The 26350-nt window shown below is 64.7% G+C and carries 21 protein-coding genes; 12 read left to right on the top strand and 9 right to left on the bottom strand.

Annotated features, from left to right (window positions below):
* The first annotated feature begins 1 nt into the window (after nucleotide 1).
* From AC1RWL_RS06370 to AC1RWL_RS06350, 5 genes are all read left to right on the top strand, one after another.
* Complete coding sequence (locus AC1RWL_RS06370; protein ID WP_493093931.1) at nucleotides 2–1576, top strand: trimethylamine methyltransferase family protein; 1575 nt, start codon at nucleotides 2–4, stop codon at nucleotides 1574–1576.
* A 110-nt stretch (nucleotides 1577–1686) separates the two neighbouring features.
* Nucleotides 1687–2652, top strand: coding sequence for an ABC transporter substrate-binding protein (locus tag AC1RWL_RS06365; protein WP_493093930.1), 966 nt, complete (start codon nucleotides 1687–1689; stop codon nucleotides 2650–2652).
* Nucleotides 2653–2664: 12 nt separating this feature from the next.
* Entirely contained in the window at nucleotides 2665–3750 is a 1086-nt protein-coding gene (locus tag AC1RWL_RS06360; RefSeq protein WP_493093929.1) for a quaternary amine ABC transporter ATP-binding protein, read from the top strand.
* Nucleotides 3747–5240, top strand: coding sequence for an ABC transporter permease (locus AC1RWL_RS06355; protein ID WP_493093928.1), 1494 nt, complete (start codon nucleotides 3747–3749; stop codon nucleotides 5238–5240). Before AC1RWL_RS06360 ends, AC1RWL_RS06355 begins: the two co-directional genes overlap by 4 nt.
* A 92-nt stretch (nucleotides 5241–5332) precedes the next feature.
* The gene (locus AC1RWL_RS06350) at nucleotides 5333–6019 is read left to right on the top strand and encodes a spermidine synthase (RefSeq protein ID WP_493093927.1); all 687 of its coding nucleotides are present in this window, start codon (nucleotides 5333–5335) and stop codon (nucleotides 6017–6019) included.
* Here AC1RWL_RS06350 and AC1RWL_RS06345 read toward each other — a convergent pair.
* The 8 genes from AC1RWL_RS06345 to AC1RWL_RS06310 form a co-directional block, all read right to left on the bottom strand.
* On the bottom strand, nucleotides 6007–7005 hold the full coding sequence (locus tag AC1RWL_RS06345; RefSeq protein ID WP_439630313.1) for an ABC transporter permease: 999 nt from the start codon (nucleotides 7003–7005) through the stop codon (nucleotides 6007–6009). The genes AC1RWL_RS06350 and AC1RWL_RS06345 overlap by 13 nt on opposite strands.
* A gap of 56 nt (nucleotides 7006–7061) precedes the next feature.
* Entirely contained in the window at nucleotides 7062–8582 is a 1521-nt protein-coding gene (locus tag AC1RWL_RS06340) for a sugar ABC transporter ATP-binding protein (RefSeq protein ID WP_493093926.1), read from the bottom strand.
* 93 nt (nucleotides 8583–8675) lie between these two features.
* Entirely contained in the window at nucleotides 8676–9761 is a 1086-nt protein-coding gene (locus tag AC1RWL_RS06335; RefSeq protein WP_256116611.1) for a sugar ABC transporter substrate-binding protein, read from the bottom strand.
* 228 nt (nucleotides 9762–9989) lie between these two features.
* Nucleotides 9990–10712, bottom strand: coding sequence for a ribose 5-phosphate isomerase A (gene rpiA / locus AC1RWL_RS06330; RefSeq protein ID WP_492648140.1), 723 nt, complete (start codon nucleotides 10710–10712; stop codon nucleotides 9990–9992).
* A gap of 23 nt (nucleotides 10713–10735) precedes the next feature.
* Entirely contained in the window at nucleotides 10736–11578 is an 843-nt protein-coding gene (locus AC1RWL_RS06325; protein ID WP_256116614.1) for a MurR/RpiR family transcriptional regulator, read from the bottom strand.
* On the bottom strand, nucleotides 11575–12267 hold the full coding sequence (locus AC1RWL_RS06320) for an HAD family hydrolase (protein ID WP_493093925.1): 693 nt from the start codon (nucleotides 12265–12267) through the stop codon (nucleotides 11575–11577). Before AC1RWL_RS06320 ends, AC1RWL_RS06325 begins: the two co-directional genes overlap by 4 nt.
* 11 nt (nucleotides 12268–12278) lie before the next feature.
* Entirely contained in the window at nucleotides 12279–13805 is a 1527-nt protein-coding gene (gene xylB / locus AC1RWL_RS06315) for a xylulokinase (RefSeq protein ID WP_493093924.1), read from the bottom strand.
* 3 nt (nucleotides 13806–13808) lie between these two features.
* Nucleotides 13809–15281 (bottom strand): aldehyde dehydrogenase family protein, encoded by a 1473-nt coding sequence (locus AC1RWL_RS06310; protein ID WP_493093923.1) that lies wholly within the window; start codon nucleotides 15279–15281, stop codon nucleotides 13809–13811.
* Between the two features lie 279 nt (nucleotides 15282–15560).
* Between AC1RWL_RS06310 and AC1RWL_RS06305 the strand changes: the two genes are divergently transcribed.
* From AC1RWL_RS06305 to AC1RWL_RS06285, 5 genes are all read left to right on the top strand, one after another.
* Entirely contained in the window at nucleotides 15561–16706 is a 1146-nt protein-coding gene (locus AC1RWL_RS06305; RefSeq protein ID WP_493093922.1) for a fumarylacetoacetate hydrolase family protein, read from the top strand.
* Nucleotides 16706–17644 carry a C-terminal binding protein gene (locus AC1RWL_RS06300; RefSeq protein WP_493093921.1) on the top strand — a complete coding sequence of 313 codons (939 nt, stop codon included), beginning with the start codon at nucleotides 16706–16708 and terminating at the stop codon, nucleotides 17642–17644. Before AC1RWL_RS06305 ends, AC1RWL_RS06300 begins: the two co-directional genes overlap by 1 nt.
* Nucleotides 17645–17655: 11 nt before the next feature.
* Nucleotides 17656–18417, top strand: coding sequence for an SDR family NAD(P)-dependent oxidoreductase (locus AC1RWL_RS06295; RefSeq protein WP_493093920.1), 762 nt, complete (start codon nucleotides 17656–17658; stop codon nucleotides 18415–18417).
* A gap of 101 nt (nucleotides 18418–18518) precedes the next feature.
* Nucleotides 18519–20513, top strand: a complete 1995-nt coding sequence (gene tkt, locus AC1RWL_RS06290) for a transketolase (protein ID WP_493093919.1) — start codon at nucleotides 18519–18521, stop codon at nucleotides 20511–20513.
* 20 nt (nucleotides 20514–20533) lie between these two features.
* Complete coding sequence (locus AC1RWL_RS06285; RefSeq protein WP_493093918.1) at nucleotides 20534–21967, top strand: xylulokinase; 1434 nt, start codon at nucleotides 20534–20536, stop codon at nucleotides 21965–21967.
* Nucleotides 21968–21970: 3 nt separating this feature from the next.
* Here AC1RWL_RS06285 and AC1RWL_RS06280 read toward each other — a convergent pair whose 3' ends face one another.
* Complete coding sequence (locus AC1RWL_RS06280) at nucleotides 21971–22705, bottom strand: GntR family transcriptional regulator (protein ID WP_493093917.1); 735 nt, start codon at nucleotides 22703–22705, stop codon at nucleotides 21971–21973.
* A gap of 311 nt (nucleotides 22706–23016) precedes the next feature.
* On the opposite strand from AC1RWL_RS06280, the gene deoC reads away from it, so the two are divergent.
* Both deoC and AC1RWL_RS06270 read left to right on the top strand, forming a co-directional pair.
* Nucleotides 23017–23934 carry a deoxyribose-phosphate aldolase gene (deoC, locus tag AC1RWL_RS06275; RefSeq protein WP_256116990.1) on the top strand — a complete coding sequence of 306 codons (918 nt, stop codon included), beginning with the start codon at nucleotides 23017–23019 and terminating at the stop codon, nucleotides 23932–23934.
* A 22-nt stretch (nucleotides 23935–23956) separates the two neighbouring features.
* The gene (locus tag AC1RWL_RS06270) at nucleotides 23957–26332 is read left to right on the top strand and encodes an aldehyde dehydrogenase family protein (RefSeq protein WP_493093916.1); all 2376 of its coding nucleotides are present in this window, start codon (nucleotides 23957–23959) and stop codon (nucleotides 26330–26332) included.
* Nucleotides 26333–26350: the final 18 nt, after the last annotated feature.

The raw sequence follows: 26350 nt of genomic DNA, 5'->3' as shown, positions 1-26350 counted from the left end.
CATGGACACGACAAAAGAGAGCGTTTCGGACACGGTGCCGGAGCGCGGTCGTTCCCGCACCGGCGGCCGGTCGGGCCGGGTCGAGCAGCGCGCCAATGCGGCGGCACCGCGAAAACCCTTCATCAACCGCAAGCTTGCGCCCTTCGAGATCCTCAACGAGGAAGGCCTCAACCTGATCGAGGGCAACGCCGACCGGCTGCTGAAAGAGATCGGCATGGAGTTCCATGACGATCCGGAAATCCTCGACGTTTTCCGCAATGCCGGGGCGGATGTGCAGGGCACGCGCGTGCGTTTCGAGCCCGGCATGTGCCGCAAGATCATCCAGGCGACGGCACCGCGCGAATTCCAGCAGCACGCCCGCAACCCCGCCAACACGGTGACGATCGGCGGCAACAACACGGTGCTCTGCCCCGCCTGGGGGCCGCCCTTCGTGCATGATCTCGACCGCGGCCGGCGCTATGCGACCTATGCCGACTTCCAGGATCTCATCAAGATCCACCAGATGATCCCGCATCTGCACCACTCCGGCGGCGTCGTCTGCGAGCCCGTCGACCTGCCGGCCAACAAGCGGCATCTCGACATGCTTTACGCCCATATCCGCCATTCCGACCGCTGCTTCATGGGCGCCTTCATCGGCGGCATGCGGGCGCAGGATGCGGTGGACATGGCGAAGATCGTGTTCGGCGACGAGTTCGTCGCCAACAATGCCGTGCTCTACAATGTCAGCAATACCAATGCGCCGCTGGTGCTCGATGCCAACATGTCGGGCTCGCTGAAGGTCTATGCGCGCAACAACCAGCCGGTGGCCTGCACGCCCTGGACGCTTGCGGGTGCCATGAGCCCGGTCACGGTGGCGGGCACGGTCGCGCAGGTGCTCGCCGAGGCGCTCGCGACGCTCTGCCTCGTGCAGCTTATCAATCCCGGTGCGCCGTGCCTGATGGGCAGCTTCGCCTCAACGATCTCCATGCAATCCGGCGCGCCGACCTTTGGCACCCCGGAGGCGGCCAAGATGGTGCTTGCCTGCGGCCAGCTCGCCCGCCGGCTCGGCGTGCCGTTCCACACTGTCGGCACGCTCTCGGCCTCGAAGGTGCCGGATGCGCAGGCCGAGCAGGAGGCGACCTGGGGCCTGATGATGTCGATGCTGGCGGGCGCCAACATCGTCAACCATGCGACCGGCTGGCTGGAGGGCGGGTTGGTGACGGGCTATGAAAAGACCGTCATCGACGCCGATCTCTGCGGCAAGATTTCTGCATTTTTCGACGGCATCGATCTTTCGGAAAACGCCCAGGCGCTGGACGCCATCGCCGCGGTCGGCCCTGGCTCGCACTTCCTCGGCAGCGCCCATACCCAGTCGAACTTCATGAGCGCCTTCTATCTCTCCACCATCGCCGACAACAATTCCTTCGAGCAGTGGAGTTCCGAGGGCGGGCTGGATGCCGCGCAGCGCGCAAACCGCAAATGGAAACAATTGCTGGAAAGCTACCAGGATCCCGGCCTCGACCCGGCCATCGACGAGGCCCTGCAAGCCTTCATCGCCAGGCGCAAGGAAAGCATGCCGGACCAGAACTACTACTGAGAGGCGGCCGCTAATGCCGCCGATCAGTTTGGCTAATGATCCCAATTCCGTTGGAAGCGGGCCAGCGATCTCAATACTTTATTAAAGAGCTCTACAAAAAGGGGAACCACATGGGCCAACGCATTCTTACCTCTGCATTGTTCTCGCTGCTGGCCGCCGGAGCCGTTCCGGCGCTCGCGGCCGACGTGACGATGCCGGACCCGAACTATGCCACGGCGACCGCCGTGATGAACGTCATCAAGGCCGCCGCCGAGCAGGAACTCGGCCTCGAAGTCTCGACCGTTACGACCACGGCCGTGCCCGTCATCTGGGAGGCCATGGACCGCAACAAAGGCGAGGTCGATATCTGGCCGGACGTCTGGCTGCCGAACCAGCAGGGCCTGGTCGACAAGTATGTCAACGGCAACAAGACGGTGAGGCTGGCGAAGAACGGCTACGAGGCAGTTCAGGGATATTGCGTCACCAAGACGACTGTCACCGACCACAACATCAAGAGCGTCTATGACCTCGCCAATCCGGAAAACGCCAAACTGTTCGACAGCAATGGCGACGGCAAGGGTGAAATCTGGCTCGGTGCCTCCGGCTGGCAATCGACCAATATCGAGAAGGTGAAGGCGCGCGACTACGGCTTTGCCGAGTTCTTCGACCAGCAGGTGACCGAAGAGGCCGTCGCCACCGCATCGCTCGATCGCGCGGCCAAGGCCAACAAGCCGTGGGTCGGCTATTGCTACGGCCCGCACCAGAACTTCGCGCTTTACGATCTCGCCATGCTGGAAGAGCCGAAGAACGACCCGGCGAAGTATGTCGTCGTGCAGCCGAACGACGATCCGGAATGGTTCGAGAAATCGAAGGTGTCGTCCGGCTACGCGACGACGACCGTCCATATCGGCTATGCCGCCTCGCTTGCGGAACGCCAGCCGGCGCTCGTGGAAGCGCTGGAGCGCATGAGCTTCAAGCCCGAGGACGTCAGCAAGATGGCCTACGAGATCATCGTCAACAAGAAGCCGGCGCCGGATGTCGCCAAGGACTGGATCAAGGCGAACACCGAGACGGTTTCGAAGTGGTTCGGCCATTGACCGGGCGGCCCGATGACCGATCGGCAGAGGGCTGATGCAGGCGGGCGCGTGACGGAGGGCGGCGAACCGCTGATCGTCATGCGCAACGTCTGGAAGATCTTTGGCGAGCGGCAGGCCGAGGCGCTTGCCGCCTTGCGCGCCGGTGCGGCGGGCAAGCAGGAAATCGCCGAGCGCTTCAACTGCGTCGTCGGTGTCGCCGACGTCAACCTGTCGGTGGATCGCGGCGAGATCTTCTGCGTCATGGGCCTTTCCGGCAGTGGCAAGTCGACCCTGGTGCGGCACATCAACCGGCTTCTGGAACCCACGGCTGGCGAAATCCTTGTGGGCGGCGAGAGCGTCATGGCGAAATCGCCGGCGGACCTGCGTTCTCTCCGCTCCCACAAGATCGGCATGGTGTTCCAGAATTTCGGCCTGCTGCCGCACCGCACCGTGCGCGACAATGTCGCTTTGCCGCTGGAGATCCAGCGCGCCTCCCGCCAGAAGCGCTTCGACATTGCCGAGGAAGCGCTCGAAAAGGTCAATCTCGCCGGCTGGGGCGATCGTTATTGCCATGAACTCTCCGGCGGCATGCAGCAGCGCGTCGGCCTTGCCCGCGCGCTTGCGGCCGATCCGGATATCCTTCTGATGGACGAGCCGTTCAGCGCGCTCGACCCGCTGATCCGCCGGCAGTTGCAGGACGAGTTCCTCTCGCTCTCCACCGCGATGGGCAAGACCGTGGTCTTCATCACGCATGACCTGGAAGAGGCCGTGAGGATCGGCGACCGTATCGCGGTGATGAAGGACGGTATGATCCTGCAGGTCGGCACGCCGGAGGAGGTCGTCACCCGGCCGCAGCACGACTATGTCGAGAAATTCGTCGCCGAGATTTCCCGCCTCAACATTCTGACGGCGCGCAGCATCATGGTGCCGGTCGGCGACCGTCACCCGGCCGACCTCAACGCGCTACCCTCGGTCCGTCCCGATCAGGTACTGGGCGACCTCGTCGAGATCGCCGCCAGCCATTCCGGCGCCATCGCGGTGCGTGAGGCGGACACGATCGTCGGCCTCATCGACCGGACGGCGATTCTCAACGGGCTGAAGCGGAGAGAGGCATCATGAGCGAGATTTCCTCCGAGGATGGGCTGGTCAGGGAATTCACGCGGCAGGGCGCGGACTATTACGCCCGCGTCTTCGCCCGCATCCGCAGCCATGCCGGCTTCACCTGGTCCTTCAATTGGGCCGCCGCCTTGCTCGGGCCGATCTGGGCAACCGCCCGCAATATCCCCGTCCTCTTCTGGCTTGCCTTGTTTCTGGAAACCCTCGCCGTCGCCCAGCTCGCCACCGGCTTTGCCGGTAATCTCGGCGGCGAGCAGCGCGTGCGCGCCGAGCGCCTGTTCAAGCAGGCCGACGACCGACGGGTCGAAGCGGAAAAGGCCAAGACGGCGGGCGAGAGCAGCGCGGACAGCATGCTGCGCTCCGCCGATGGGCTCAAGACCGCCGCGGAAAATGCCGCCCGGCAGGCCGAGGCCGCGGAGGCGCGCGGGCCGATGCTGATCGGCGCGGGCCTGCTGACATTGCTCATCGGAAAACTCCTCGTCGGCGTGCTGGCCAATCCGCTGCTGGAGCGCCGGTTCAATAGATGGCGCTCAAACCGGACGCTGCGGCACGGCTTCCACCGCGCGGGCGCGCTGCTTGCGGCGGCGTTCTGTTTCCTCGCTTACGGACTCGTCGCCTGGCGGGTCGCCGCCCAGGCGCCACCGTCCTGGCTGACGACGGCGCCGGTCAATCGTGAATGGCAGGGTCTCGTCGCCGCGATGCTCGATCGCGCGCTGGAAGGATTGTCGAAATCCGGCGAAGCCGTCTTCTCCGCCATTACCGGCCTCATTAACATCGTGCTCGACGCCGCAGCGAGCGCCCTGACGACGATGCCGTGGCCGGTGACGATGGCGATGATCGTCATTCTCGCCTGGCAGCTGGCGGGCAACCGCGTGGCAATCTTCACCGCGGCGGCACTCGCCTATCTCGCCGTGCTCGGCTTCTGGGAGAAGAGCCTCGAAACGGTCGCCCTGCTCGGCACCTCGGCCGTGCTCTGTCTCATCATCGGCATTCCGCTCGGCATCTGGTGCGGGCGGCGCCCGGCTGTCTATACGGCGATCCGGCCGATCCTCGATTTCATGCAGACCATGCCGGCCTTCGTCTATCTCATCCCGGTCATCGCACTCTTCGGCATCGGCAAACCGCCCGGCGTCATCGCCACGCTGGTCTTCGGCACGCCGCCGGTCGTGCGTCTCACGGCACTCGGCGTGCAGGGCGTGCCGGCGAGCATCCGCGAAGCCGCCGAAGCCTACGGCGCCACGCGCTGGTTTCTGCTGACCCGCGTCGACCTGCCGCTCGCCGCTCCGTCCATCATGGCCGGCGTGAACCAGACCATCCTGATGTGCCTGTCGATGGTGGTCATCGCCTCGCTGATCGGCGCCAAGGGGCTGGGCGAGGATGTCCTGAACGCGCTGCAATATGCAGCGGTGGGCCAGGGCCTGCTGGCCGGGCTTGCCATTCTGCTCTGCGCGATGATCATCGACCGGATCGTGCAGGGCAAGGCGCGCTCCTGAGCGGCAATTGTCTCGGGTTCATCGATAATGGGATGCGTTCGGCACGGTGCCCATGCTAGGAGGCCGTGCAGACAACGTTATGAGATACCCCGATGCTTCCCTGGATTGAGCTGGACCGCGCAACGATTCCCGGTGATGGCGGCGATCTGCGCCTGAAGCGGCGCGGCAGCGAATTCTCCATCATGCTCGGCTCGAATGAGCTGATGAACAGCCGGCTGAGCGGTTCTGAAGAAGCGCTGGCGACGCTTGGCTGCGAGCGCATTGCAGGCCGGAAAAACCCCGGCATTCTGATCGGCGGCCTCGGCATGGGGTTCACGTTGCGCGCCGCCCTCGGCGTATTGCCGGACGATGCCCGTGTCGTCGTCGCGGAGCTGGTGCCGGCAGTCGTCGACTGGGCGCGCGGACCCATGGCGGATATCCACCAACGCACGCTCGACGATCCACGCGTCCATGTCCATGTCGGCGATGTCGGCGCGCTGATCCGGTCGAAGAAGGACGCCTACGACGCTATCCTGCTGGATGTCGACAATGGCCCCGACGGCTTGACGCGCGCTTCCAACGACAGCCTTTATGACCACAATGGTCTTCGTGCTGCAAAGCTCGCCCTTCGCGCGGGAGGCGTGCTTGCCGTCTGGTCGTCCGCGCCGGACAGCGCTTTTACACGCCGATTGCGCGACGTCGGCTTCGCCACCGATGAGGTGAATGTGCGGGCCAATGGCAAACGCGGTGGTGCCCGCCATGTCCTGTGGGTGGCGACGAAGCCGCCTCAGCCGAAGTAGCGCACACGCACGGCGTCGATGGCGACGGCGATGAAGATCATGATGCCGCCGATCATGCCGACATAGAAGGACGGCACGGAGATGATTGCGAGGCCGACCTGGATGACGGTCAGGAGCAATACGCCGCCCAGAACGCCGATCACGCTGCCGCGCCCGCCAAAAACCGAGACGCCGCCGATGATCGGTGCTGCGATGGCGTAGAGCAGGTAGCTTGACCCTTGGTTGGAGGTGATCGCCATCTGCCACGAGGCGAGCAGGTAGCCGGCGACGCCCGCGAGAAAACCGGCGATCGTGTAGGACAGGATTTTCACCCGGTCGACGCGGATGCCGGCGGAATTCGACGCCACCTGATTGCCGCCGACCGCGAAGATCGAGCGCCCGAGCACGGTATGGCGCAGCAGCACATACATGCCGAGGATCGCCAGCACAAAGACGATCGGCATCAGCGGCCAGCCGCCGAGCGTCGTCTGGCCGATCCAGACATAACCGGGGCTGAGGCTGGTGATGGTGCGCCCCTGTGTCAGCGCCAGGAGCGCGCCTTGCAGGATGATCATCATCGACAGCGTCTGGATCAGCGACACCATCTTGAGCTTGGTAATGCAGATCGCGTTGAAGAAGCCGATCAGCGTCGCCGCGCCGATACCGATGAGGGCGGCGAGCGCGAAGGGCAGGCCGAGATCGGTGTTGGCCATGGCGCCCAGCGCCGAGGAGAAGCCGACATTGGCGGGGATCGACAGGTCGATTTCCGCCACCAGCAGCGGCAGAGACATGGCAAGCGCGATCATGCCGAGCACGGTCGCCTGCACCATGATGTTCTGCAGGTTGAACAGGGTGAAAAAATACTGGTTGAACAGGCCGAAGATCACGACAAGCGCGATCAGCCAGATCCACACGACATTGTGCAGGACCCATCCCGTCATCGAGCTTCGGCGGGTGCTGGTTGCGGGCGGCTTGGTCGTCGTGGCTGTCATGGTGGTATCGCTCATCTGAATGTCTCCTCTCGCGCGGAACGCCGACCTCCTCGATCGGCGCATCCGGCGCCCTATCCGAGATTGCGCAGCCGGCTGCGCGAAATGGCCTCTCCCGCCAGCTCTTCCCGGATACGCCCGTTGTGGAAAATCAGCACGCGGTCAACCGCGCGCACCAGTTCGTCGGTATCGGTGGAAATGATGATCACCGACACGCCGGTGCGGCTCAGCTCGTCGACGATGCGCAGCACATCCTGCTTCACGCCCACGTCGATGCCGCGTGTCGGCTCGTCCAGCATCAGGAGTTTCGGCTTGGTGGCCAGCACCCGGCCGAGGCAGACCTTCTGCTGGTTGCCGCCCGACAGCGTATCCACCGCCACGCTACTGTCCGGCGCCTTGATGCCCAGCGACTGGAAATAGCGCTGCGACAGCGCGCGCTCCTGCTCTGCATTCATGAAGGCGCCCTTGGCCAAAGCCACCTCGGCCGACAGCGAGATATTCTCGGCAATCGACATCTGCGAAATCGAGCCATCCTTGCGCCGGTCGTCGGAGAGGTAGGCGATGCCGGCGGCGAAGGCTTCGGCCGGATGGGCGGGCAGGGCGCGTGCCTCTCCGTCCACAAAGGTGATCGTGCCGGAAGAGGCTCGCTGCAAGCCGAACAGCGCGCGCGCCAGTTCCTTGCCGCCGCCGCCCGGTAGCCCGGTGACACCGACGATCTCGCCGGCGCGGATTGCCAGCGACGGTACGTCGAGCGTGCCGGCGCGGATGTCTTTCAGGATGACCGCGGGCGCGCTGGCGGGGAATTGCCGTTTTTCGCGCTCGAACAGCACCAGGCCGCGCCCGAGCACCAGTTCCGACAGGTCCTCGGAGGTCAGGCTGCCGACATACTCAGAGCCGCCGGCATACCGCCCGTCGCGCAGCACGGAAACGGCGTCGCAGATTTCCAGGATCTCGTCGTTGAAGTGGGAGATGAAGATGAAGGTCACGCCCTCGCTTTTCAGCCGGCGCATGAAGTCGAAGAGCTGGGCGCGGTCGTCGACCGTGAGGGCGGCGGTCGGCTCGTCGAGGATGATGACCTTGCCGCCAGAAAACATCGCCCGCAGGATGTTAATCTTGCGCCGCGCCACGGCATCCAGCGCGCCGGCGCGGGCGTCGGCCGCAATGCCGGTGCCCTCCAGCATGCGCTCGGCATCCTGCCGGAGCTTGCGCCAGTTGACGAAGCCGAAGCGGCGTTTCGGCCAGATGCCAAGCATGAGGTTTTCGGCCGCACTCAGGTGGTCGATGATCATCGGCTCCTGCGTGACGAGGAAGACGCCTGCCTTCTCCATCGCCTGCACGTCCACATGGGCGAGCGGCTTTTCGTCGAGATAGATCGTGCCGGAGGTCGGCTTGCGCTGGCCGGACATGATGCCGACAAGCGTGCTCTTGCCAGCGCCGTTCTCGCCGAGCAGGCCATGGATGGTGCCGGCGCGCACCGACAGGTCGACATCCCGCAGGGCGACCAGGCCGCCATAGATCTTGCCCAGATTTTCGACCCTCAGCACGGTGCGTGCGGCGGGCGAGGCCTCAAGTCGGGACGTGGGCGCTGTTGTCATGGGGTCCTCATGCTGGTGAAGGACGATGCCGCCCTCACGGCGGCATCGTCCCGTTCAAACCGGCGGCCTATGGGAGGCTGGCCGTTCCCGGTATCAGGTATAGGGGATGTTCCACTCCTTCTCGGCGATGTAACCCCAGTGGCGCTTGTCATCGGCATTGGACGGGTCGATGACAAAGGGCGGGATGATCAGCGTCGGTCCGGTCTTGCCGGCGACGATCTCGCCCTTCTCCCAGAAGTATTTCTTGTTTTCGTAGGTGCCGGTCGGAACGGCTTCCTTCTTCATGGCGTGCTTGGCCAGCATCTCGACGGCGATCTCGCCATAGGCGATCGGATCCTGCGAGACGCAGCCATCCATGTAGCCTTCCTTGATCCAGTTCAGCGCCACAGGCTCGCCGTCAATATTGACGAAGATGACATGGCCTTCCTCGCCGACCTTCTTCCACCGGCCCTTCTGCTGGAGCGCGGTGACGATGCCGCGCGACGGGCTGTCGGATGGGGCGTGCACGGCGTCGAGGTTCGGGAATTCGGAAAGCGTCGAGAGCGTGACCGCCAGCATCTGGTCGAGCGCGCCTTCGGTCGGGCGGGCCAGATAGTTGATGTCCGGATATTTGGCGAATTCTGCGTCCATGCCTTCCTTGCGCTGGCGCCAGGCGACGGATTGCAGCGCGCCGAAGCAATTCAGCACCGTGCCCTTGGGGCTGCCATGTTTCTTGGTCAGGCCCTTGATGATCTCCTGCGCCGCCATGACGCCGCCGAGATGGTTGTCGAAGCTGACGGTGATGTCGACCTCGCCGCCGTCGGTCGGCGTGTCGATGATGGCGACCGGAATGCCCTGGCTCTTGTAGCGGTTGATGACGCTGACGATGGCCTGGCTGTCGATCGGATCGCAGACGATGCCGGCCGGGCTCTTCAGCATCAGGCTCTGCCATTGCTCTAGCTGGCGGGTGTTGTCGAAGCTTGCATTGGTCGCCTGGAATTCCCAGTCATTGGCCTGGACGGCCCGCTTCACGGCCTCTTCCTGGATGACGAAGAAATAGTAGTCGAGGCTCTTGTTGCTGTAGGGTACGAAAGGTTTGGTCTGGGCAAAGACGTTGCTGCCACCGGCAAGCGTTGCCGCGCCCAAAGCCGCGCCTGCCTGCAGCAGGTGGCGACGGCTGATCTGAATATTTGCGCTCATCTGGTTTCCTCCCTCGAAAAGCTAGCAAAACTAGATTTCCACTATATCGGTACGATGTCAATAGCGCAGGCCTGCGTCTTAAGTCTCCGGAAAACGCTGCTGCCTAACTTTTGTATGCAAAAATCTAGTGCGTAAAATCAATATGTTAAGCGATAATAATCCTGCCGGAACGACGGGGATCGAAAACCCCGGTTCCGGCGTCGTTTTCGGCAAGTCGGCAATACCAGTTTACGTTGTTTTACTAGATTTTCGCATTTCCACGTAGGCAGAACCATCGAATTTTCCCACCACCATGCCATCGGATTCTCGCGTGAACAGGCCGTTTTCCACGACGCCGGGGATGCGGTTCAGCTCGATTTCGAGTTTGCCGGGCTCGGCGATCGTGCCGCAGTGGCAGTCGAGGATGAAGTTGCCGCTGTCGGTGACGACCGGCAGTTCGTCGCGCATGCGCCGTTCGATGCGGATGCCGGAAATGCCGTGGTCGGCGAGCGTCTTGCGGACCATGCGCTCCGTCTGCTTCCAGGCGAATTGTACCACCTCCACCGGCAGCGGGAACCCGCCCAGCCGATCGACGATCTTGCTCTCGTCGCAGATGGTGATCATTCGCTTCGAGGCATGGGCGATGATCTTCTCCCATAACAGGCAGGCGCCACCGCCCTTGATCATGTTGAAATCGCGGTCGATTTCGTCCGGCCCGTCGATGGTCAGGTCGATCTCGCCGATCTCGTTCGGCTCGGTGATCTGGATGCCGACATCGCGGGCGACATCGATGGTGGAACGCGAGGTGGTGGTGCAGGTGAGCTTCATGCCGCCGGCGACATGTTTGCCGAGTTCACGCACGAAGAAATGCGAGGTCGTGCCCGAGCCGAGGCCGAGCTTCATGCCATCGCGCACGAACTCCTCGATGACGCGGCGCCCGGCCGCCTTCTTTGCTTCGTCCTGGGTGCTCATGGGGTCTGCAATCCTCCGGTCTTTCAGATCTTGTCGGTTTGCCAGCTATCGAGCGCCGGCAACTGGTCAGGGAACTCGGAACCGCTGATCACCGCCATGGAGGTGACCAGCATGTTGACGACGAGGTGATGGTTGAGGCGCGAGGCGATCGGCGTCAGCAGCTCCGTGCGCTCATAGGGCGTCACGGCGATCAGTACGTCGGAAATGCTCGCAAGCGGGCTGTCGGCCGCGGTAATCGAGACGACGCGCGCGCCACGGGCGCGAACGGCGGTCGCGACCTCGACCATCTGCTTGGTGTGGCCGGATTGCGAGAAGATCAGCGCCACTTCGCTCGGCTTCGAGGTCTCGGCATGCAGCCATTGTTTCTTGCGTCCGTTCACGGCCGCGCAACGCAGGCCCAGGCGCTGGAATTTATGCTCGGCATCCACCCCGGTGATCTCGGAAATGCCGCTGGAATAGATGCCGATCCACGTTGCCCCGTTCAGGAGCTTGGCGCCGGCCTCGATCTGGGCGGGGATGATATCCTCCAGCCCGCGCTGGATGGCGTTCAGCGAATTGCGCGCCGTCTTGCGCACGATGTTTTCGACCGAATCCCCGGCGACGATCTGTTCGTAGGCGAAGGGGGCCGAGGGCACGAGGCTCTGGGCGAGGTAGAGCTTGAAATCCTGATAGCCTTGGAAGCCGAAGCGGCGGCAGAAGCGCATGATCGTCGGGTCGCTGACGTCGCATTCCTCCGACAGCTTCGCCATGCTCATATGCAGAACCTGGTTCGGCTGCGTGCTGACGAAGCGGGCGACGCGCGCTTCCGCCGTCCCCATCTCGTGGCTTTCCTGCAAAATGCGTTGCAACAGGCTATCGCTGGTCATTCCTGCACGTCTCCTTCGACAAGCGGTTGGCGCAGGGCGGCAAGGTCGGAAAGCCGGGTGAGACGGTAGGCTGGTGCCACGTCGAGCTGCCGGCCGGTCCCCCAGGGAACGGCGTAGAACGGCACCCCGGCGCGCGCCGCCGTGGTCTGGTCCACGGTGGTATCGCCGACATAAACCCAGCGCCCGGCCGCAAGGCCCATGCGCGTTGCGACAGTCAGGAGATGAATCGGGTCCGGTTTGCAAGCCGGCACGTCATCGGCACCGGCGACGGCGTCGAACAGGTGGCCGATGCCGAGGATGTCGAGGATACGCAGCGTCAGGGCATGCGGCTTGTTGGTACAGATGCCGAGGCGAAAGCCGGCTGCATGCAGCAGATGCAGGTCTTCCTTCACCGCCTCGTAGAAGCGGGTGAGGCGCGAGGGCGTGCGGTTATAGGCGGCGAGATAACCTTTGACGGCGCGATCCACCGTTTCGTCGTCGCTCGGCAGGCCGAGTTCCACCATCATGTCCAGCAACAGGCGGCGCGGGCCGTTGCCGATGAAGCGCTCGACAAAAGCGACCTCCAACTGCGGCCAGCCCTGCTCGGCGAAATATTCGTTGACGCCGCCGGCAATGTCCGGCGCGCTGTCGATCAGCGTGCCGTCCAGATCGAAGATCAGCCCCTCGCACTCCTGGTCGCGTGTCGTCATCGCTGCTGCCCTCATGTCTGAATGTCGTCGAACGCGCGCGACAGCGCGTTGAGATTGTCGCGCAGCGCCGGATAAAGCGCCTGATAGACCGCAAAGCCGGGGCTTAGCCGCGCCCGGCCTGCCGCGTCCGCCGTCTCGCGGGTGAGGGGACGGCACAGCGCCGCCGCCTGTTCCGGCGTCTCGTAAAGGCCGACGCCGAGGCCCGCCACCAGGGCCGCGCCGAAGGCCGCCCCTTCGGCCGCCCCCTGCGTCGTCACCACGTCGCAGCCGAAGAGATCGGCTTGCATCTGCCGCCACAGCACCGAGCGGGCGCCGCCGCCGGAGGCCTTGACGACGCTGGCCTCGATGCCCGCCTCGCGCATCACGGTGAAGATGTCGTAGAGCGCGAAGGCAACGCCCTCCATCACGGCACGGGCCATGTCGGATGGGCCGTGCAGCCCGGTCAGGCCGATGAAGGCTCCGCGCGCATCCGGATCGGAGTGCGGTGCGCGTTCGCCGTTGAGATAGGGCAGGAAGACGAGGCCGCGGCTGCCGGCCTGGCTTTCGGCGGCGGCCGCGGCGATATCGTCATAGCTCCAGTCGCGGCCGGCGGCGAAGCCGCGCAGCAGGCGCTGGAACCAGCTCATGGCGAAACCGGCATTCAGCGTCACGCCCATCGCATGCCACTTGCCCGGCGCGACATTGCAGAACACCTGCAGGCGGCTGCCGGGATTGTCGATTGGCCGGTCAAGCGCCGAGGCGACGATGCCGGCGGTGCCGATCGTTGTCTGCACGTCGCCGGGCGCAATGACGCCCGAGCCGATGGTTTGGATGACGCTGTCGCCACCGCCGCCGACAACGGGAATTCCCTCGTCAAGGCCAAACAACGCCGCGCCGGACCGACTAACGCGGCCGGTGATCTGCGGCGATTCATGACAGGGTGCAAACAGGCCGGCGTCGATATCGAGCTTTTCCATCAGCGAAAAGCTCCACGCGCGGCCGCGCACGTCGAACAGGCCGGTGCCGGAGGCATCGGAAACCTCCGTCGCCTTTTCGCCGGTCAGCAGCAGCCGCAGGTAATCCTTGGGATTGAGCACCTGCTTCAGCCGGCCGAACAGGTCCGGCTCATGGTTGCGCATCCAGGCGATCTTGCCGCCGGTATAGCCGAGCAGCATGCGGTTGTTGGTATAGCCTCGCAGCGCCGCCTCGCCGCCGGCTTTTTCCGTCAGCGCGGCACATTCCGCGCCATTGCGCTGGTCGTTCCAGAGCAATGCCGGGCGCAGCACGCGGTCGGCCTCGTCGAGCGGCGTCAGCCCGTGCATCTGTCCGGAAAGGCCGATCGCGCGGATTTCGACGTCGCGATGGGCGGCAATGAGCCGGCCGACGGCCTGGCGTGTGCCCTCGATCCACAGCGCCGGATCCTGCTCCGTCCAGCCGGGGCGCGGCTGGGCGAGGTCGTAGGTCGCGGTCTCGCTGCCGATCAGCGCGCCATCGGTTGCGAGCAGCAGCGCCTTGCAGCCTGACGTTCCGATATCGATCCCGAGGACGGCCTGCCGCATGGCTCACAGACCTTCCGGCAGGTCGAGACGGATGCGGATATGCTTGAAATTGAAATATTCCAGCATGCCCTCGCGACCATGTTCATAGCCGACGCCGCTCTGCTTGCGCCCGCCATAGGGCGCGTTCATCACCCCCGCATCGACATTGTTGACGGCGACATTGCCGTAATCGAGCCGGCGCGACAGGTGGCGGATCTCGGCGGCATCCTGCGTGTAGAGGTAGGAGGCAAGGCCATAGGGTGTATCGTTGGAGAGGTTCACTGCCTCCTCCAGCCGGTCGAACGGCATGACGCCGACGAGCGGCCCGAACGTCTCCTCCGTCATCACCTTCATCGTGTGATCGCACTCGGCGACCACGGTCGGGCGGAAGAAATGACCCTTGGCAAAGGCCTCGCCCTGCGGCCGGTCGCCGCCGGCGGCGAGCCGGGCGCCCTTGGCGAGCGCGTCCTTCAGGTGGTCGATGGTCTTGTTCAACGGTTCGGCCGAGGCCATGGCGCCGATATCGGCATCCGGCTGCGTGAGGCCGTTGGCGACGGTCAGTGCGTCGGCGGCTTTCGCCAGCCCGGCGACGAAGGCCGCATAGACCGGCCGCTCGACATAGATGCGATTGATCGCGATGCAGATCTGGCCGTTATTGCGGAAGCTGCGGCGCGCGGCACCCTTGATCGCCGCGTCGAGATCGGCCTTGGCGGTGACGATCATTGGGCAATTGCCGCCGAGTTCCAGCGACAGGCGCTTGATGCGCGGGCAGGTCTTCTGGATGTGCAGGCCGACGGCAGACGAGCCGGTGAAGGCGATCTTGTCGATATCCGGATGCTCGACCAGGGCTTGTCCAACGACAGAGCCGGAACCGGTGACGACATTGACGACGCCGGCCGGGATTTTCGCCTCCTTCACCTTGGCGGCGATGGCGAGTGCAGTAAAGGGCGTCAGTTCCGCCGGCTTGACGACGATGGTGCAGCCGGCGGCAAGCGCGCCGCAGAGCTTCCAGCCGATCAGCTCCGCCGGATAGTTCCACGGCGTAATGGCGCCGACGACGCCGATCGGCTCGCGCACCACATGGCTTTCGCTATCGGTCGTGTCGTTCGGGATGATCTCGCCATGCACGCGCACCGCCTCTTCCGCATAGAAATGGCAGGCCTCGGCAAGCTTCAGGATCTCGCCGCGCGCCTCGTTGACCGGCTTGCCCTGTTCCAGGGTCATCACCTTCGCCATGGCGTCGGCATCGGCGGCGATGACCTCGCCGAGGCGATGCAGCGCGGCGGCGCGCACCTTGGCGGGCGCTGCCGCCCAGTCCGGAAAGGCCTTGCGGGCGGCGGCGACGGCGGCGTCGATTTCCTCCTGGCTGGCGAGCGTGATGGAGCCGATCTCCTCCAGCGTCGCCGGGTTTTCCACCGGGATCGGCCGGCCGCGCCCGGTCACGAAATCGCCGTCGATAAACAGTTTGCCGCTGAGCTGGTCGAGCATTGTACCCATCGTTCTTGCAGTGGTCCTCGAAGGCGTCTCCACGCCGGATCGCTGCAATATATAGTATCACTACGCATCCACAAGCCCCGCCATAGCCGGCAATTTCATTTTTGCGCCTGCGAAATTACGCTGCAATGCAAAAGGAAAATGGCATTAAATCATTGTCTTGTTGCCATATTTGGCGCTTGGGAGTGCTCTCCGCCACGACACTCGTTTTCGTTGGCGCATTTTGGATTGACGAAAAAATGAAGTAATACTAGTAATGCCGCATCCCAAGGAGGACCTCTCATGATCATCGATTTCCCGAAGGCTGCGCGCCTGATCGGCCGCGTCTGGCGCCCTGAACTGGACGGGCCGTCCGTCGTGATCGTGCGCGACGGCGTGCTGTTCGACGTCACGCAGGAGGTGCCGACCGTCGCCGACTTCCTCGACCGGGATTGCGTCGCCACCTTCGACGCGCTGACCGGCGAGCGGCTCGGCCCGGTCGAGGATTTCGTCGCCAGCCCGCAGGAGATGGGCAATGGCGCGGCGCGCGCCTGCCTGCTCGCGCCGTGCGACCTCCAGGCGCTGAAGGCCTGCGGTGTCACCTTCGCGCGCAGCATGATCGAACGCGTCATCGACGAGCGCACCGCCGGCGACCCGCAGCGCGCGGAAGAAATCCGCCAGCGCATCGGCGACCTGATTGGCGGCAGCCTCACCAATGTGCGCGCCGGCTCGGAAACGGCCGAGCATGTGCGCGGCGTGCTGCAACGTGAGGGGCTCTGGTCGCAATATCTCGAAGTCGGTATCGGCCCGGATGCTGAAGTCTTCACCAAGTCGCAGCCGATGTCGTCCGTCGGCCATGGCGCGCTGGTCGGCGTCAACAAGATTTCGCGCTGGAACAATCCGGAGCCGGAAATCGTGCTCGCCGTCAATAGCCGCGGCGAAATCCGGGGCGCCACACTCGGTAACGACGTCAACCTGCGCGATGTCGAGGGCCGTTCCGCCCTACTGCTCGGCAAGGCGAAGGACAACAATGCCTCCTGCGCCATCGGCCCCTTCATCCGCCTGTTCGACGAGGGTTTCGGCATCGCCGATATCGAGAAGGCGGAGCTCAGCATGTCGGTGCGCGGCGAAGACGGGTTCGAACTCACCGGCCGCTCCAACATGGCCGAGATCAGCCGCGCGCCGGCCGAGCTGGTGCGCCAGACGCTGTCGAGCCATCAATATCCCGACGGTTTCATGCTGTTCCTCGGCACGATGTTCGCGCCGACGCAGGATCGCGGCACGCCGGGCAGCGGTTTCACCCATCAGGAGGGCGACGTCGTGGAGATCTCCACGCCGCTGCTCGGCACGCTCGCCAACACCGTCACCTCCTGCGACAAGGCGGCCCCCTGGACCTTCGGCACGCGGGCGCTGATGCGCAATCTCGTGCAGCGCGGAGTTTTGGGGTGATGCGCGTCGTCGTCACCGATTACGCCTTCGGAAATGTCGATCAGGAGCGCGCGGCTGCGATGGCGGTGGCTGCGGCCTTTTCCGAACACCAGTGCCGCAGCGAGGAAGAGACCATTGCCGCCGTGCGCAATGCCGATGTCGTCTTCAACAACTTCGCGCCGATGAACGAGCGCACCATGGGTGTGATGGCCCAGGGCGCCACCGTCATCCGCTACGGCGTCGGGGTCGACAATGTCGACCTGGAGGCCGCTCGGCGGCTGGGCGTGCATGTCTGCAACGTGCCGGACTACGGCGTCGAGGAAGTCGCCGATCATGCCGCCGCCATGGCGCTTTCGCTGGCGCGCAAGCTCGGCCGCTACGACGCCGGCATCCGCGCCGGCGAATGGAAGATCGGCGCGATGGTCGATCATGTCCGGTCGCTCGGCCAGTCGACCGTCGGGCTTGTCGGCTTCGGCCGCATCGCCCGCGCCTTCGCGCGCCGCATGCAGGCTTTTGGCGCGACGATCGTTGCCTATGACCCTTATGTTTCCGCCGCCGATGGCGCGACGATGCTGCCGCTCGACGATGTGATTGCGCAGGCCGATATCCTGTCGCTGCATGTGCCGCTGACGCCCGAGACCCGGCATATGATCGGCAAGGCCGAGATCGCCCGCATGCGCAGGGGCGCGATCCTGATTAACGTCTCGCGTGGCGGGCTGGTCGATGAAGTGGCACTCGCCGAAGCTCTTGTCAGCGGCCATCTGGGCGGGGCAGGGCTGGACGTGTTCGAGAAGGAACCGCTGCCGGCAGGGGTGCCGCTTCGCGACGCGCCCAATACGATCTTCTCGCCCCATGCGGCCTTCTTTTCCGATGCCTCGGTCGAGCGACTGCAACGGCTTGCGGCGGAAGAGGGTTTGCGGGCGCTGAAAGGCGAGCCGCTGCGCTGCGCCCTGACATGATGGAGAAGCCGATGGCCTATCTCAAACAATTCGACCTCACCGGCCGCACCGCGCTGGTGACCGGCGCGGGACAGGGCATCGGCGCCGAATGCGCCGCGGCCCTTGCCGAGGCCGGCGCGCATGTCCATTGCACCGATCGCGACGGCGACCGCGCAGCGGAAACGGCGGAGCGGCTGAAAGCCGCCGGCTTCAGCGCCGACGCCCATGCGCTCGACGTCACCGACACCGCTGCACTCGAAACCTTGGCGGCGGCGCTGCCGCCGCTCGACAGCCTGGTCTGTAATGCCGGCATCGTCACCAACACGCCGGCGGAGGAGATGAGCGACGACGAATGGGACCGGGTGATCTCCATCAATCTCACCGGCGTGTTCAAGACCTGCCGCGCCTTCGGCCGGCGAATGCTTGCCGCCGGGTGCGGCTCCATCGTCAACATCGGATCGATGTCCGGCACCATCGTCAACACGCCGCAGCCGCAGTGCCACTACAACGCCTCGAAGGCCGGCGTGCATCACCTGACGCGCTCGCTTGCGGTCGAGTGGGCCAAACGCGGCGTTCGCGTGAACGCGGTCGCGCCGACCTACATCGCCACGCCGCTGCTCGACAAGTTGAACGAACAACCGGAACTCATTCGTCGCTGGCTGGACCTGACGCCGATGGAGCGCCTCGGCAAACCCTCGGAAATCGCCTCGGTCGTCCTGTTCCTCGCTTCGGATGCTTCAAGCCTCATGACGGGTTCGATCGTGACGGCCGATGGTGGCTATACCGCTATCTGACCGCTTCTCGTCTCGAAGGCTGCAATCTCCAAGAATCTCTATTGTCATGTTGTAAGTACAACATTATAGGATGAAGAGAAGATATCTGGAGGATGCCGCATATGTCCGAACGCCGTGAGTTGGCGAACGCCATTCGTTTCTTGACCGTCGATGTCGTGCAGAAGGCGAATTCGGGGCACCCCGGAACCGCCATGGGCATGGCCGATATCGCGGAAGTGCTGTGGAACGATTTCCTGCGGCACAATCCGACCAATCCGAAATGGCTGAACCGCGACCGCTTCGTGCAGTCGAACGGGCATGGCTCGATGCTGACCTATTCGCTGCTGCATCTCGCCGGCTACGGGCTGACGGTTCAGGACTTGAAGGATCACCGCAAGCTGCATTCCAAGACACCCGGCCATCCGGAATATGGCATCACTGCCGGTGTCGAGACGACGACCGGGCCGCTCGGCCAGGGTTTTGCCACGGCTGTCGGCATGGCGCTTGCGGAACGCAAGCTCGCGCAGGATTTCAACCGCGACGCTTTCCCCGTGGTCGATCACTTTACCTATGTCTTCGTCGGCGACGGCTGCCTGATGGAGGGTGTCGCGCAGGAGGCGGCCTCGCTTGCCGGCACGCTGAAGCTCAACAAGCTCATCGCCGTCTATGACGACAACAAGATCTCGATCGACGGCGAAACGCCCGGCTGGTTCGCCGACGACAGCGCGGCCCGGTTCCGCGCGCTCGGCTGGAACGTTATCGCGGATGTGGACGGGCACGATGCCGCGGCCATCGCCGCCGCATTTGCCGTCGCTCGCCGGTCTGAAGACAAGCCCACCATGATCTGCTGCAAGACGATCATCGGCTACGGCTCGCCGAACAAGCAGGGCAAGGAAGAGGTGCATGGCGCGCCGCTCGGCGTGGACGAGGTGGCGCGCACGCGCGAGCATCTCGGCTGGACGCATGAGGCCTTCGTCGTGCCGGAACCCGTCATGCGGGCCTGGGACGCCCGCCCGCGCGGCGAGCGAGCGGAAGCCGAGTGGAACGCACTCTTTGCGGCCTACAGGACGCACTATCCCGAGCTCGCGGCCGAACTGGAACGCCGCAGTGCGGGCAAGCTGCCGGACGGCATCGATGCCGTCGTGGCGGGCGAGGTGACGCGCATTCTTGCCGCCACACCCGTCAAGGAGCCGGTCCGCAAGGCGTCCAACCGTGTAATCGGCAATCTCCTGAAAAGCCTGCCCGAGGTGATCGGCGGTTCGGCCGACGTCTCGCTCTCCACGCTCGCCTGGACAGGTGCCGCCCGCTCCATTACGCCCGACGATTTCTCCGGCAACTTCCTGCATTACGGCGTGCGCGAATTCGGCATGTCGGCCATGATGAACGGCATGGCCGCCCATGGCGGATTGATCCCCTACGGCGCCTGTTATCTCGTCTTCAGCGACTACAGCCGCAATGCCGTGCGCCTTGCCGCGCTGATGGGCCTCAAGGCGATCTTCCTCTACACGCACGATTCCATCGGCGTCGGCGAGGACGGGCCGACGCACCAGCCCTGCGAACAGCTTGTGGCCTTGCGCGCGATCCCCAACATGTCGTTATGGCGGCCGGGCAGTGAACTGGAGGCATTGGTGGCGTGGGAACACGCGCTGAAGCGGCAGGGGCCGAGCGTTGTGGTTGCCGCGCGGCAGGATGGCGGTGTGTTCGCCCATTCGGCAGGCGATCTCGATGGCATTCGCAAGGGTGGCTATGTGCTGAAGGATTCGGCGGGCAAGCCGGATGTCGTTCTCGTCGCGACCGGTTCGGAACTCGGCCTCATCCTTGCTGCTGCCGCCACCCTGGAAGCCCAGGGCAAGGCAGTCCGCCTCGTCTCCATCCCCAACGGCAATCTTTTTGCGCGGGAAAGCAGGGACTACCAGGACAGCGTGCTTGCCTTCGGCACGCCGACGGTCTTTGTCGAGGCGGCGTCGCCGCTTTACTGGTACCAGTTCCTGAAGGGGCCGGGTACGGTCGTCGGCGTCGATCGCTTCGGGGAATCGGCGCCGGGGCCTGAGATCTATCGCCTGATGGAGCTGACGGCCGAGCGGATCGTCTTCGAGGCCGAGCAACTGCTGCGTTAATCACAAGGGACGGGGAAGACATGTATCTCGGCATCGATCTTGGCACCGGTTCGGTCAAGGCCCTTCTGATCGACGACGGCGGCAAGGTCGTTGCCGAGGCCTCCCGTGTCTATCCTGTCTCCTCCCCCGTGCCGGGTTATGCCGAGACCGCACCGGCCGACTGGTGGGCGCAGACGGTGGCGGCCGTGCGCGCCTGCTGCGAAGGGCGCGGTCGCGAGGTCCGTGGGATCGGCCTGTCCGGCCAGGCCCACGGCCTCGTCGTCATGGGTGCCGATGCGAAGCCGCTTCGGCCCGCCATCCTCTGGGCAGACCAGCGGGCGACGGCTGAGATGGATGCCGTGCTCGCGCTTCCGGAAACGGTTCGCCGTCCCCTCGCCAATCCCGTCGTCAGCGGTATGGCCGGGCTATCTCTGCTATGGTTACGGGCAAACGAACCAGAGACGTATGCCGCGACCCGCCGCATCCTCTCTCCGAAGGATTGGCTGCGGCTCATCCTGACGGGCGAGACCGTGACGGAGCCCGCGGATGCGTCGATGACGCTGCTTTACGATGTCGGGGCCGACCGTTGGGCCACGGATTTCCTCGGCTCGCTGTCGATCGATCCCGCAATTCTCGCGCCGGTCGTCGAATCGGATGCGGTGGCGGGCAGGCTGACGGCGGCGGCTGCGGCGGAACTCGGCCTTGCACCCGGCACGCCGGTGGCCGCCGGCCTATCGGACACGGCCTCCTGCCTGTTCGGCATGGGACAGACAAAACCCGGCTCGACCATCCTCCAGGTCGGTTCCGGCATCCAGATCATGTCGGTGGTCGAGGCCATCGAGCCGCGGGTCCAGCCCTTCTACAACAGCTATCGCGGCATCGGCCGCAGCCTCTATTCCATGGCCGCCTTGCAGAATGGCGGCACGGTGTTCGAATGGGCGCGCATGGTTTTGGGCGCCTCCTGGCCGGAAATGTACCGCGCCGGCTTCGAGGAGAACGAGGGAAACGGCGGCATCGTGTTTCTGCCCTATGTCACAGGGGAACGCGCGCCGCTGCTCGATCCGAATGCATCCGCCGCCTGGGCCTATATGCGCCTCGGCTGCACGCGAAACCAGCTCATCCGCTCGGTCTTCGAGGGCGTGGCGCTTGCGGTACGCGATAGTTGGGATGCGATGCAGGGCATCGGCGTTTCGGCCGACCGCATCCTCCTGACCGGCGGCGGCAGCACCGATCCGCGCTGGCAGCAGATGCTGGCCGACATTCTCGAAATACCGCTGGTGCCGGCGCATGATCTCGGCAACGCCACCATCGGCGCCGCCTATCTCGGCGGCATCGCCGCCGGCCATTGGCGCGGCGCGGACGATATCCCCTTTCCGGACGAGCTTGGCGCGCCCGTCGAGCCACAGCCGTTCGAGGGGTTGGACGAACTCCTCGCCCGTTTCCGCGCGACCTATCGCGGCCTCAAGCACATTTGAACCTCAATAGGTCCGGTGCAGGTCGATGGTCAGCCGCGTGCGATCGGGGTGATGCCAGGACTCGTAATATTCGAGCACCTGCTTGTTCTGGTCATAGGTCACTTCGCGGTTGAACAGGACGTAGCTGTTCATCTCCACATGAAGCTGTGTGGCGATCGCCTCTTCATTGATGCGGGCAAGCTCCACCTGGCGCTTGCCGGTTGTCGCCACCGCGTCGTAGCGCTTGGCGAGGTACTGGTAGAGCGAGACCTTCTCCAGCTCGTTCGATTGCAGCAGGTCGGGAAAACGCGAATAGGGCAGGTAGTTGCGCACCACGAGGAAGACGACGCCGTCCGCATAACGCAGGCGCTCCAGGAAGATCGCGTCGTTTTCGCCGATTTCTTCGGCAATGTGGGCTGGCGGTTTGATGCGCTCCTGCTTCAGCACCCGGGTCGTCAGCTTGAAGCCGGCCTTGGCCATGCTTTCGAGCAGCGGATCGAGCTGCTGGACAAGCGCGATTGGCACCTTGCGCTCCAGCACGAAGGCGCCGCGACCGCGTTCCGTCTCGATGAGATTGTCATGGGCAAGCGACTGGAGGGCTTGGCGGACGACGCTGCGCGACACGTCGTACTGCTCACAGAGTTCGCCTTCGGTCGGCAGCTTGCTGCCGGGCGGATAGGCGCCCGTCTCGATTGCGGCCCGCAGCGTTTCGGCAAGCTGGAAGTAAAGGGGAATGGGTGAATTGCGTTCGATGCTCATGCGAATCTCTTCCTCCCGGACCGGGGTCGAACGACTTTGCCTGTTGTGCCCATGACATGACAAGCGGACATCTCGAAAAGCGTTGGCTGACGTCATGGGCTGTTGACACCAGGATCGTAGTTTGATTATGTTGTCCGTACAACATTACAAACTGCTATCCTGATATAGCAGATAGTGCCGACGACATCAAATCCGGGAGTTGCAAGGTGGGTGCGAGTGAAGCTGTCATCGAGGGTGTATCGGCGTTGCGCGCCGTCACCAAGGCGCGCAATTCAGGCCCGCATCCGTCCAATCCCGGCGTGGCCTTTTCGATGGATCCGGTCGAGGCGGTGCGCGTCAATCTCTCGGCCGCCGAACGCCGTGTTGCCTCGCTTGCCGGCCGTCGCACGGTCAAGAAGGAATGGCAGGCCGCCTGGCTCGTACGGGCAATCGAGTGCATCGACCTCACCACGCTGAGCGGTGACGACACGGAAGGCCGCGTGCGCCGGCTCTGCGCCAAGGCGCGGCAACCGCTGCGCGAGGACCTTCAGGAAGCGCTTGGCCTTGCGAACCGCCGCATCACCACCGGCGCCATCTGCGTCTATCACCGTTTCGTTGCGACCGCCGTCGATGCCCTGAAGGGCAGCGGCATTCCGGTCGCGGCCGTCTCCACCGGCTTTCCGGCTGGTCTCTCGCCTTTCGAGACGCGCCTCAAGGAAATCGAGGCATCCGTTGCCGATGGTGCCGCCGAGATCGACATCGTCATCACCCGCGAGCATGTGCTGCGCGGCAACTGGCAGGCGCTCTACGACGAGGTGAAGGCCTTCAAGAAGGCCTGCGGCCCGGCGCATATGAAGGCCATTCTGGCGACCGGCGACCTCCAGACGCTGCGCAACGTCTCGCGCGCCTCGTGGGTCGCGATGATGGCGGGGTCCGATTTCATCAAGACGTCGACCGGTAAGGAAGGCATCAATGCCACGCTGCCGGTGACGCTGATCATGCTGCGTGCCATCCGCGACTATCGCGAGATGACCGGCCATGTGGTCGGCTACAAGCCGGCCGGCGGCATTTCCACCGCGAAGGATGCCATGGCCTATCTCGCGCTGATGAAGGAGGAGCTCGGCAATGACTGGCTCCAGCCGAACCTCTTCCGCTTCGGCGCCTCCTCGCTGCTCGCCGATATCGAGCGCCAGCTCGAACATTATGTCACCGGCCGTTATGCGGCCTTCAGCCACCACGCCATGGCCTGACGGCGGGCGAGGGGAGATAGAAATGTCGATTGCAGAGATTCTTGACACGATGAGCTACGGCCCGGCCCCCGAAAGCGACAAGGAAGCGCGCGCCTGGATCAAGACGCTGGGCGGCGAGACGAGGCTGTTCATCGGCGGCGCCTGGAAGAAGGCGAAGACCGGCGAAAGTTTCGAAACCACCGCACCCGGGACCAGTGAGGTTTTGGTGCGCATCGCGCAGGCGGGTGCCGCCGATGTCGACGCCGCCGTCAAGGCCGCGGCGAAGGCGCAGCCGGCCTGGGCCGCGCTTCAGGGCCACCAGCGCGCCCGCTATCTCTATGCGCTGGCCCGTCTCATCCAGCGCCACAGCCGCCTGTTTTCCGTGGTGGAAACGCTCGACAATGGCAAGCCGATCCGCGAGACACGCGACATCGACATTCCGCTCGTCGCCCGCCATTTCTACCACCATGCCGGCTGGGCGCAGCTCATGGATGGCGAGCTTGCCGACCGCGAGGCGCTCGGCGTCTGCGGCCAGATCATCCCGTGGAATTTCCCGCTGCTGATGCTCGCCTGGAAGATCGCGCCGGCCATCGCGCTCGGCAATACCGTCGTGCTGAAGCCCGCCGAATATACCTCGCTCACAGCGCTGCTCTTCGCCGAAATGTGCCAGAAGGCAGGTCTGCCGGAGGGCGTGGTCAACATCATTACCGGCGATGGCGCAACGGGCGAGGAGATCGTCAAGCACCCCGGCATCGCCAAGATCGCTTTCACCGGCTCGACCGAGGTCGGCCGCCGCATTCGCGAGGCGACCGCCGGCACCGGCAAGAGCCTGACGCTGGAACTCGGCGGCAAGTCGCCCTTCATCGTCTTCGACGATGCCGATCTCGATGCGGCTGTCGAAGGCGTGGTCGATGCCATCTGGTTCAACCAGGGCCAGGTCTGCTGCGCCGGATCGCGCCTGCTGGTGCAGGAAAGCATCCACGATCGTTTCATCGCCAAGTTGAAGGCCCGCATGGAGACGCTGCGCGTCGGCGATCCGCTCGACAAGGTCATCGATATCGGCGCCATCGTGCACCCGGTACAGTTGGAGCGCATCCGCTCGCTGGTCGAGGCGGGCGTCAAGGAAGGCGCCACCCTGCACCAGCCGAAGGCCGGCGTTCCGGGCAAGGGCTGCTTCTATCCGCCGACGCTGCTGACCGGCGTGCATCCGGCCTCCACCGTCTCGCGCGTCGAAATCTTCGGCCCGGTGCTGGTCGCCACGACGTTCCGCACGCCCTCCGAAGCGGTGGAGCTTGCCAACAACACGGAATACGGCCTCGCCGCCTCCATCTGGAGCGAGACCCTGTCGCTCGCCCTCGACATCGCGCCGAAATTGAAATGCGGCGTCGTCTGGGTGAACGGCACCAACATGTTCGATGCCGGCGTCGGCTTCGGCGGTTACAAGGAATCCGGCTTCGGCCGCGAGGGCGGCCGCGAAGGGCTTTCCGCTTACAGCCGGCCGAAATGGCTCGCCAAGGCGAAGGCGATCGTCGAGAAGCCGGCGGCACAGGCGACCGGCGACGTGCTCTCCACCGGCTTCGTCGATCGTACGGCAAAATTCTATGTCGGCGGCAAGCAGGCGCGGCCCGATGGTGGCTATTCGCGACCTATCGTTTCGCCCTCCGGCGCGCTTGTCGGCGAAGTCGGCGAGGGCAACCGCAAGGACATCCGCAATGCCGTGGAAGCCGCCCGCAAGGCGACCTCCTGGAGCACCGCGAGCGAGCACAACCGCGCGCAGATCCTCTACTACATTGCCGAAAACCTCGACGCTCGCGCCGGCGAATTCGCCGACCGCCTCGCCGCCATGACCGGCCAGCGCCGGCAGGATACGATGCGCGAGGTTTCCGCCAGCGTGTCGCGCCTGTTCTCCTACGGCGCCTGGGCCGACAAGTATGAGGGCGCCGTGCACAAGCCGCCGATGCGCGGCGTGGCGCTCGCCATGAACGAGCCCGTCGGCACGCTCGGCATCGTGTGCCCCGAAGAGCCCGGCCTGCTCGGCTTCGTCTCCACCTTCGCGCCGGCCATTGCGCTCGGCAACCGCGTCGTCGTCGTGCCGTCGGCCAGCCAGGCGCTCGCCGCCACCGACTTCTACCAGGTGCTGGAGACATCCGACGTGCCGGATGGCGTGGTCAACATCGTGACGGGCGACCGGGATGCCCTGGCGCTCGACCTCGCCAAGCATGAGGAAGTCGACGGCATCTGGTATTTCGGCACGGCGGCCACGGCCGGCGCTATCGAGAAGGCGTCCTCCGGCAATCTCAAGCAGGTCTGGACGGAACAGGTGCAGCGCGACTGGTTCGATGCGCGCCAGGGCGAGGGCCGGGAGTTCCTCGCGCGTGCCACGCAGGTGAAGAATATCTGGGTGCCCTACGGCGAGTAAGGCACGGGAGCACGGCGG

The sequence above is a fragment of the Shinella sp. GW821-FHT10F02 genome, from assembly GCF_058809275.1.
This window is presented reverse-complemented; position numbering and strand designations above follow the sequence as displayed.

Coding starts and splice junctions, on each gene's coding strand:
- AC1RWL_RS06370 (WP_493093931.1), top strand. CDS start 2: ATGGACACGACAAAAGAGAGCGTTTCGGACACGGTGCCGGAGCGCGGT.
- AC1RWL_RS06365 (WP_493093930.1), top strand. CDS start 1,687: ATGGGCCAACGCATTCTTACCTCTGCATTGTTCTCGCTGCTGGCCGCC.
- AC1RWL_RS06360 (WP_493093929.1), top strand. CDS start 2,665: ATGACCGATCGGCAGAGGGCTGATGCAGGCGGGCGCGTGACGGAGGGC.
- AC1RWL_RS06355 (WP_493093928.1), top strand. CDS start 3,747: ATGAGCGAGATTTCCTCCGAGGATGGGCTGGTCAGGGAATTCACGCGG.
- AC1RWL_RS06350 (WP_493093927.1), top strand. CDS start 5,333: ATGCTTCCCTGGATTGAGCTGGACCGCGCAACGATTCCCGGTGATGGC.
- AC1RWL_RS06345 (WP_439630313.1), bottom strand. CDS start 7,005: ATGAGCGATACCACCATGACAGCCACGACGACCAAGCCGCCCGCAACC.
- AC1RWL_RS06340 (WP_493093926.1), bottom strand. CDS start 8,582: ATGACAACAGCGCCCACGTCCCGACTTGAGGCCTCGCCCGCCGCACGC.
- AC1RWL_RS06335 (WP_256116611.1), bottom strand. CDS start 9,761: ATGAGCGCAAATATTCAGATCAGCCGTCGCCACCTGCTGCAGGCAGGC.
- rpiA (WP_492648140.1), bottom strand. CDS start 10,712: ATGAGCACCCAGGACGAAGCAAAGAAGGCGGCCGGGCGCCGCGTCATC.
- AC1RWL_RS06325 (WP_256116614.1), bottom strand. CDS start 11,578: ATGACCAGCGATAGCCTGTTGCAACGCATTTTGCAGGAAAGCCACGAG.
- AC1RWL_RS06320 (WP_493093925.1), bottom strand. CDS start 12,267: ATGACGACACGCGACCAGGAGTGCGAGGGGCTGATCTTCGATCTGGAC.
- xylB (WP_493093924.1), bottom strand. CDS start 13,805: ATGCGGCAGGCCGTCCTCGGGATCGATATCGGAACGTCAGGCTGCAAG.
- AC1RWL_RS06310 (WP_493093923.1), bottom strand. CDS start 15,281: ATGGGTACAATGCTCGACCAGCTCAGCGGCAAACTGTTTATCGACGGC.
- AC1RWL_RS06305 (WP_493093922.1), top strand. CDS start 15,561: ATGATCATCGATTTCCCGAAGGCTGCGCGCCTGATCGGCCGCGTCTGG.
- AC1RWL_RS06300 (WP_493093921.1), top strand. CDS start 16,706: ATGCGCGTCGTCGTCACCGATTACGCCTTCGGAAATGTCGATCAGGAG.
- AC1RWL_RS06295 (WP_493093920.1), top strand. CDS start 17,656: ATGGCCTATCTCAAACAATTCGACCTCACCGGCCGCACCGCGCTGGTG.
- tkt (WP_493093919.1), top strand. CDS start 18,519: ATGTCCGAACGCCGTGAGTTGGCGAACGCCATTCGTTTCTTGACCGTC.
- AC1RWL_RS06285 (WP_493093918.1), top strand. CDS start 20,534: ATGTATCTCGGCATCGATCTTGGCACCGGTTCGGTCAAGGCCCTTCTG.
- AC1RWL_RS06280 (WP_493093917.1), bottom strand. CDS start 22,705: ATGAGCATCGAACGCAATTCACCCATTCCCCTTTACTTCCAGCTTGCC.
- deoC (WP_256116990.1), top strand. CDS start 23,017: ATGGATCCGGTCGAGGCGGTGCGCGTCAATCTCTCGGCCGCCGAACGC.
- AC1RWL_RS06270 (WP_493093916.1), top strand. CDS start 23,957: ATGTCGATTGCAGAGATTCTTGACACGATGAGCTACGGCCCGGCCCCC.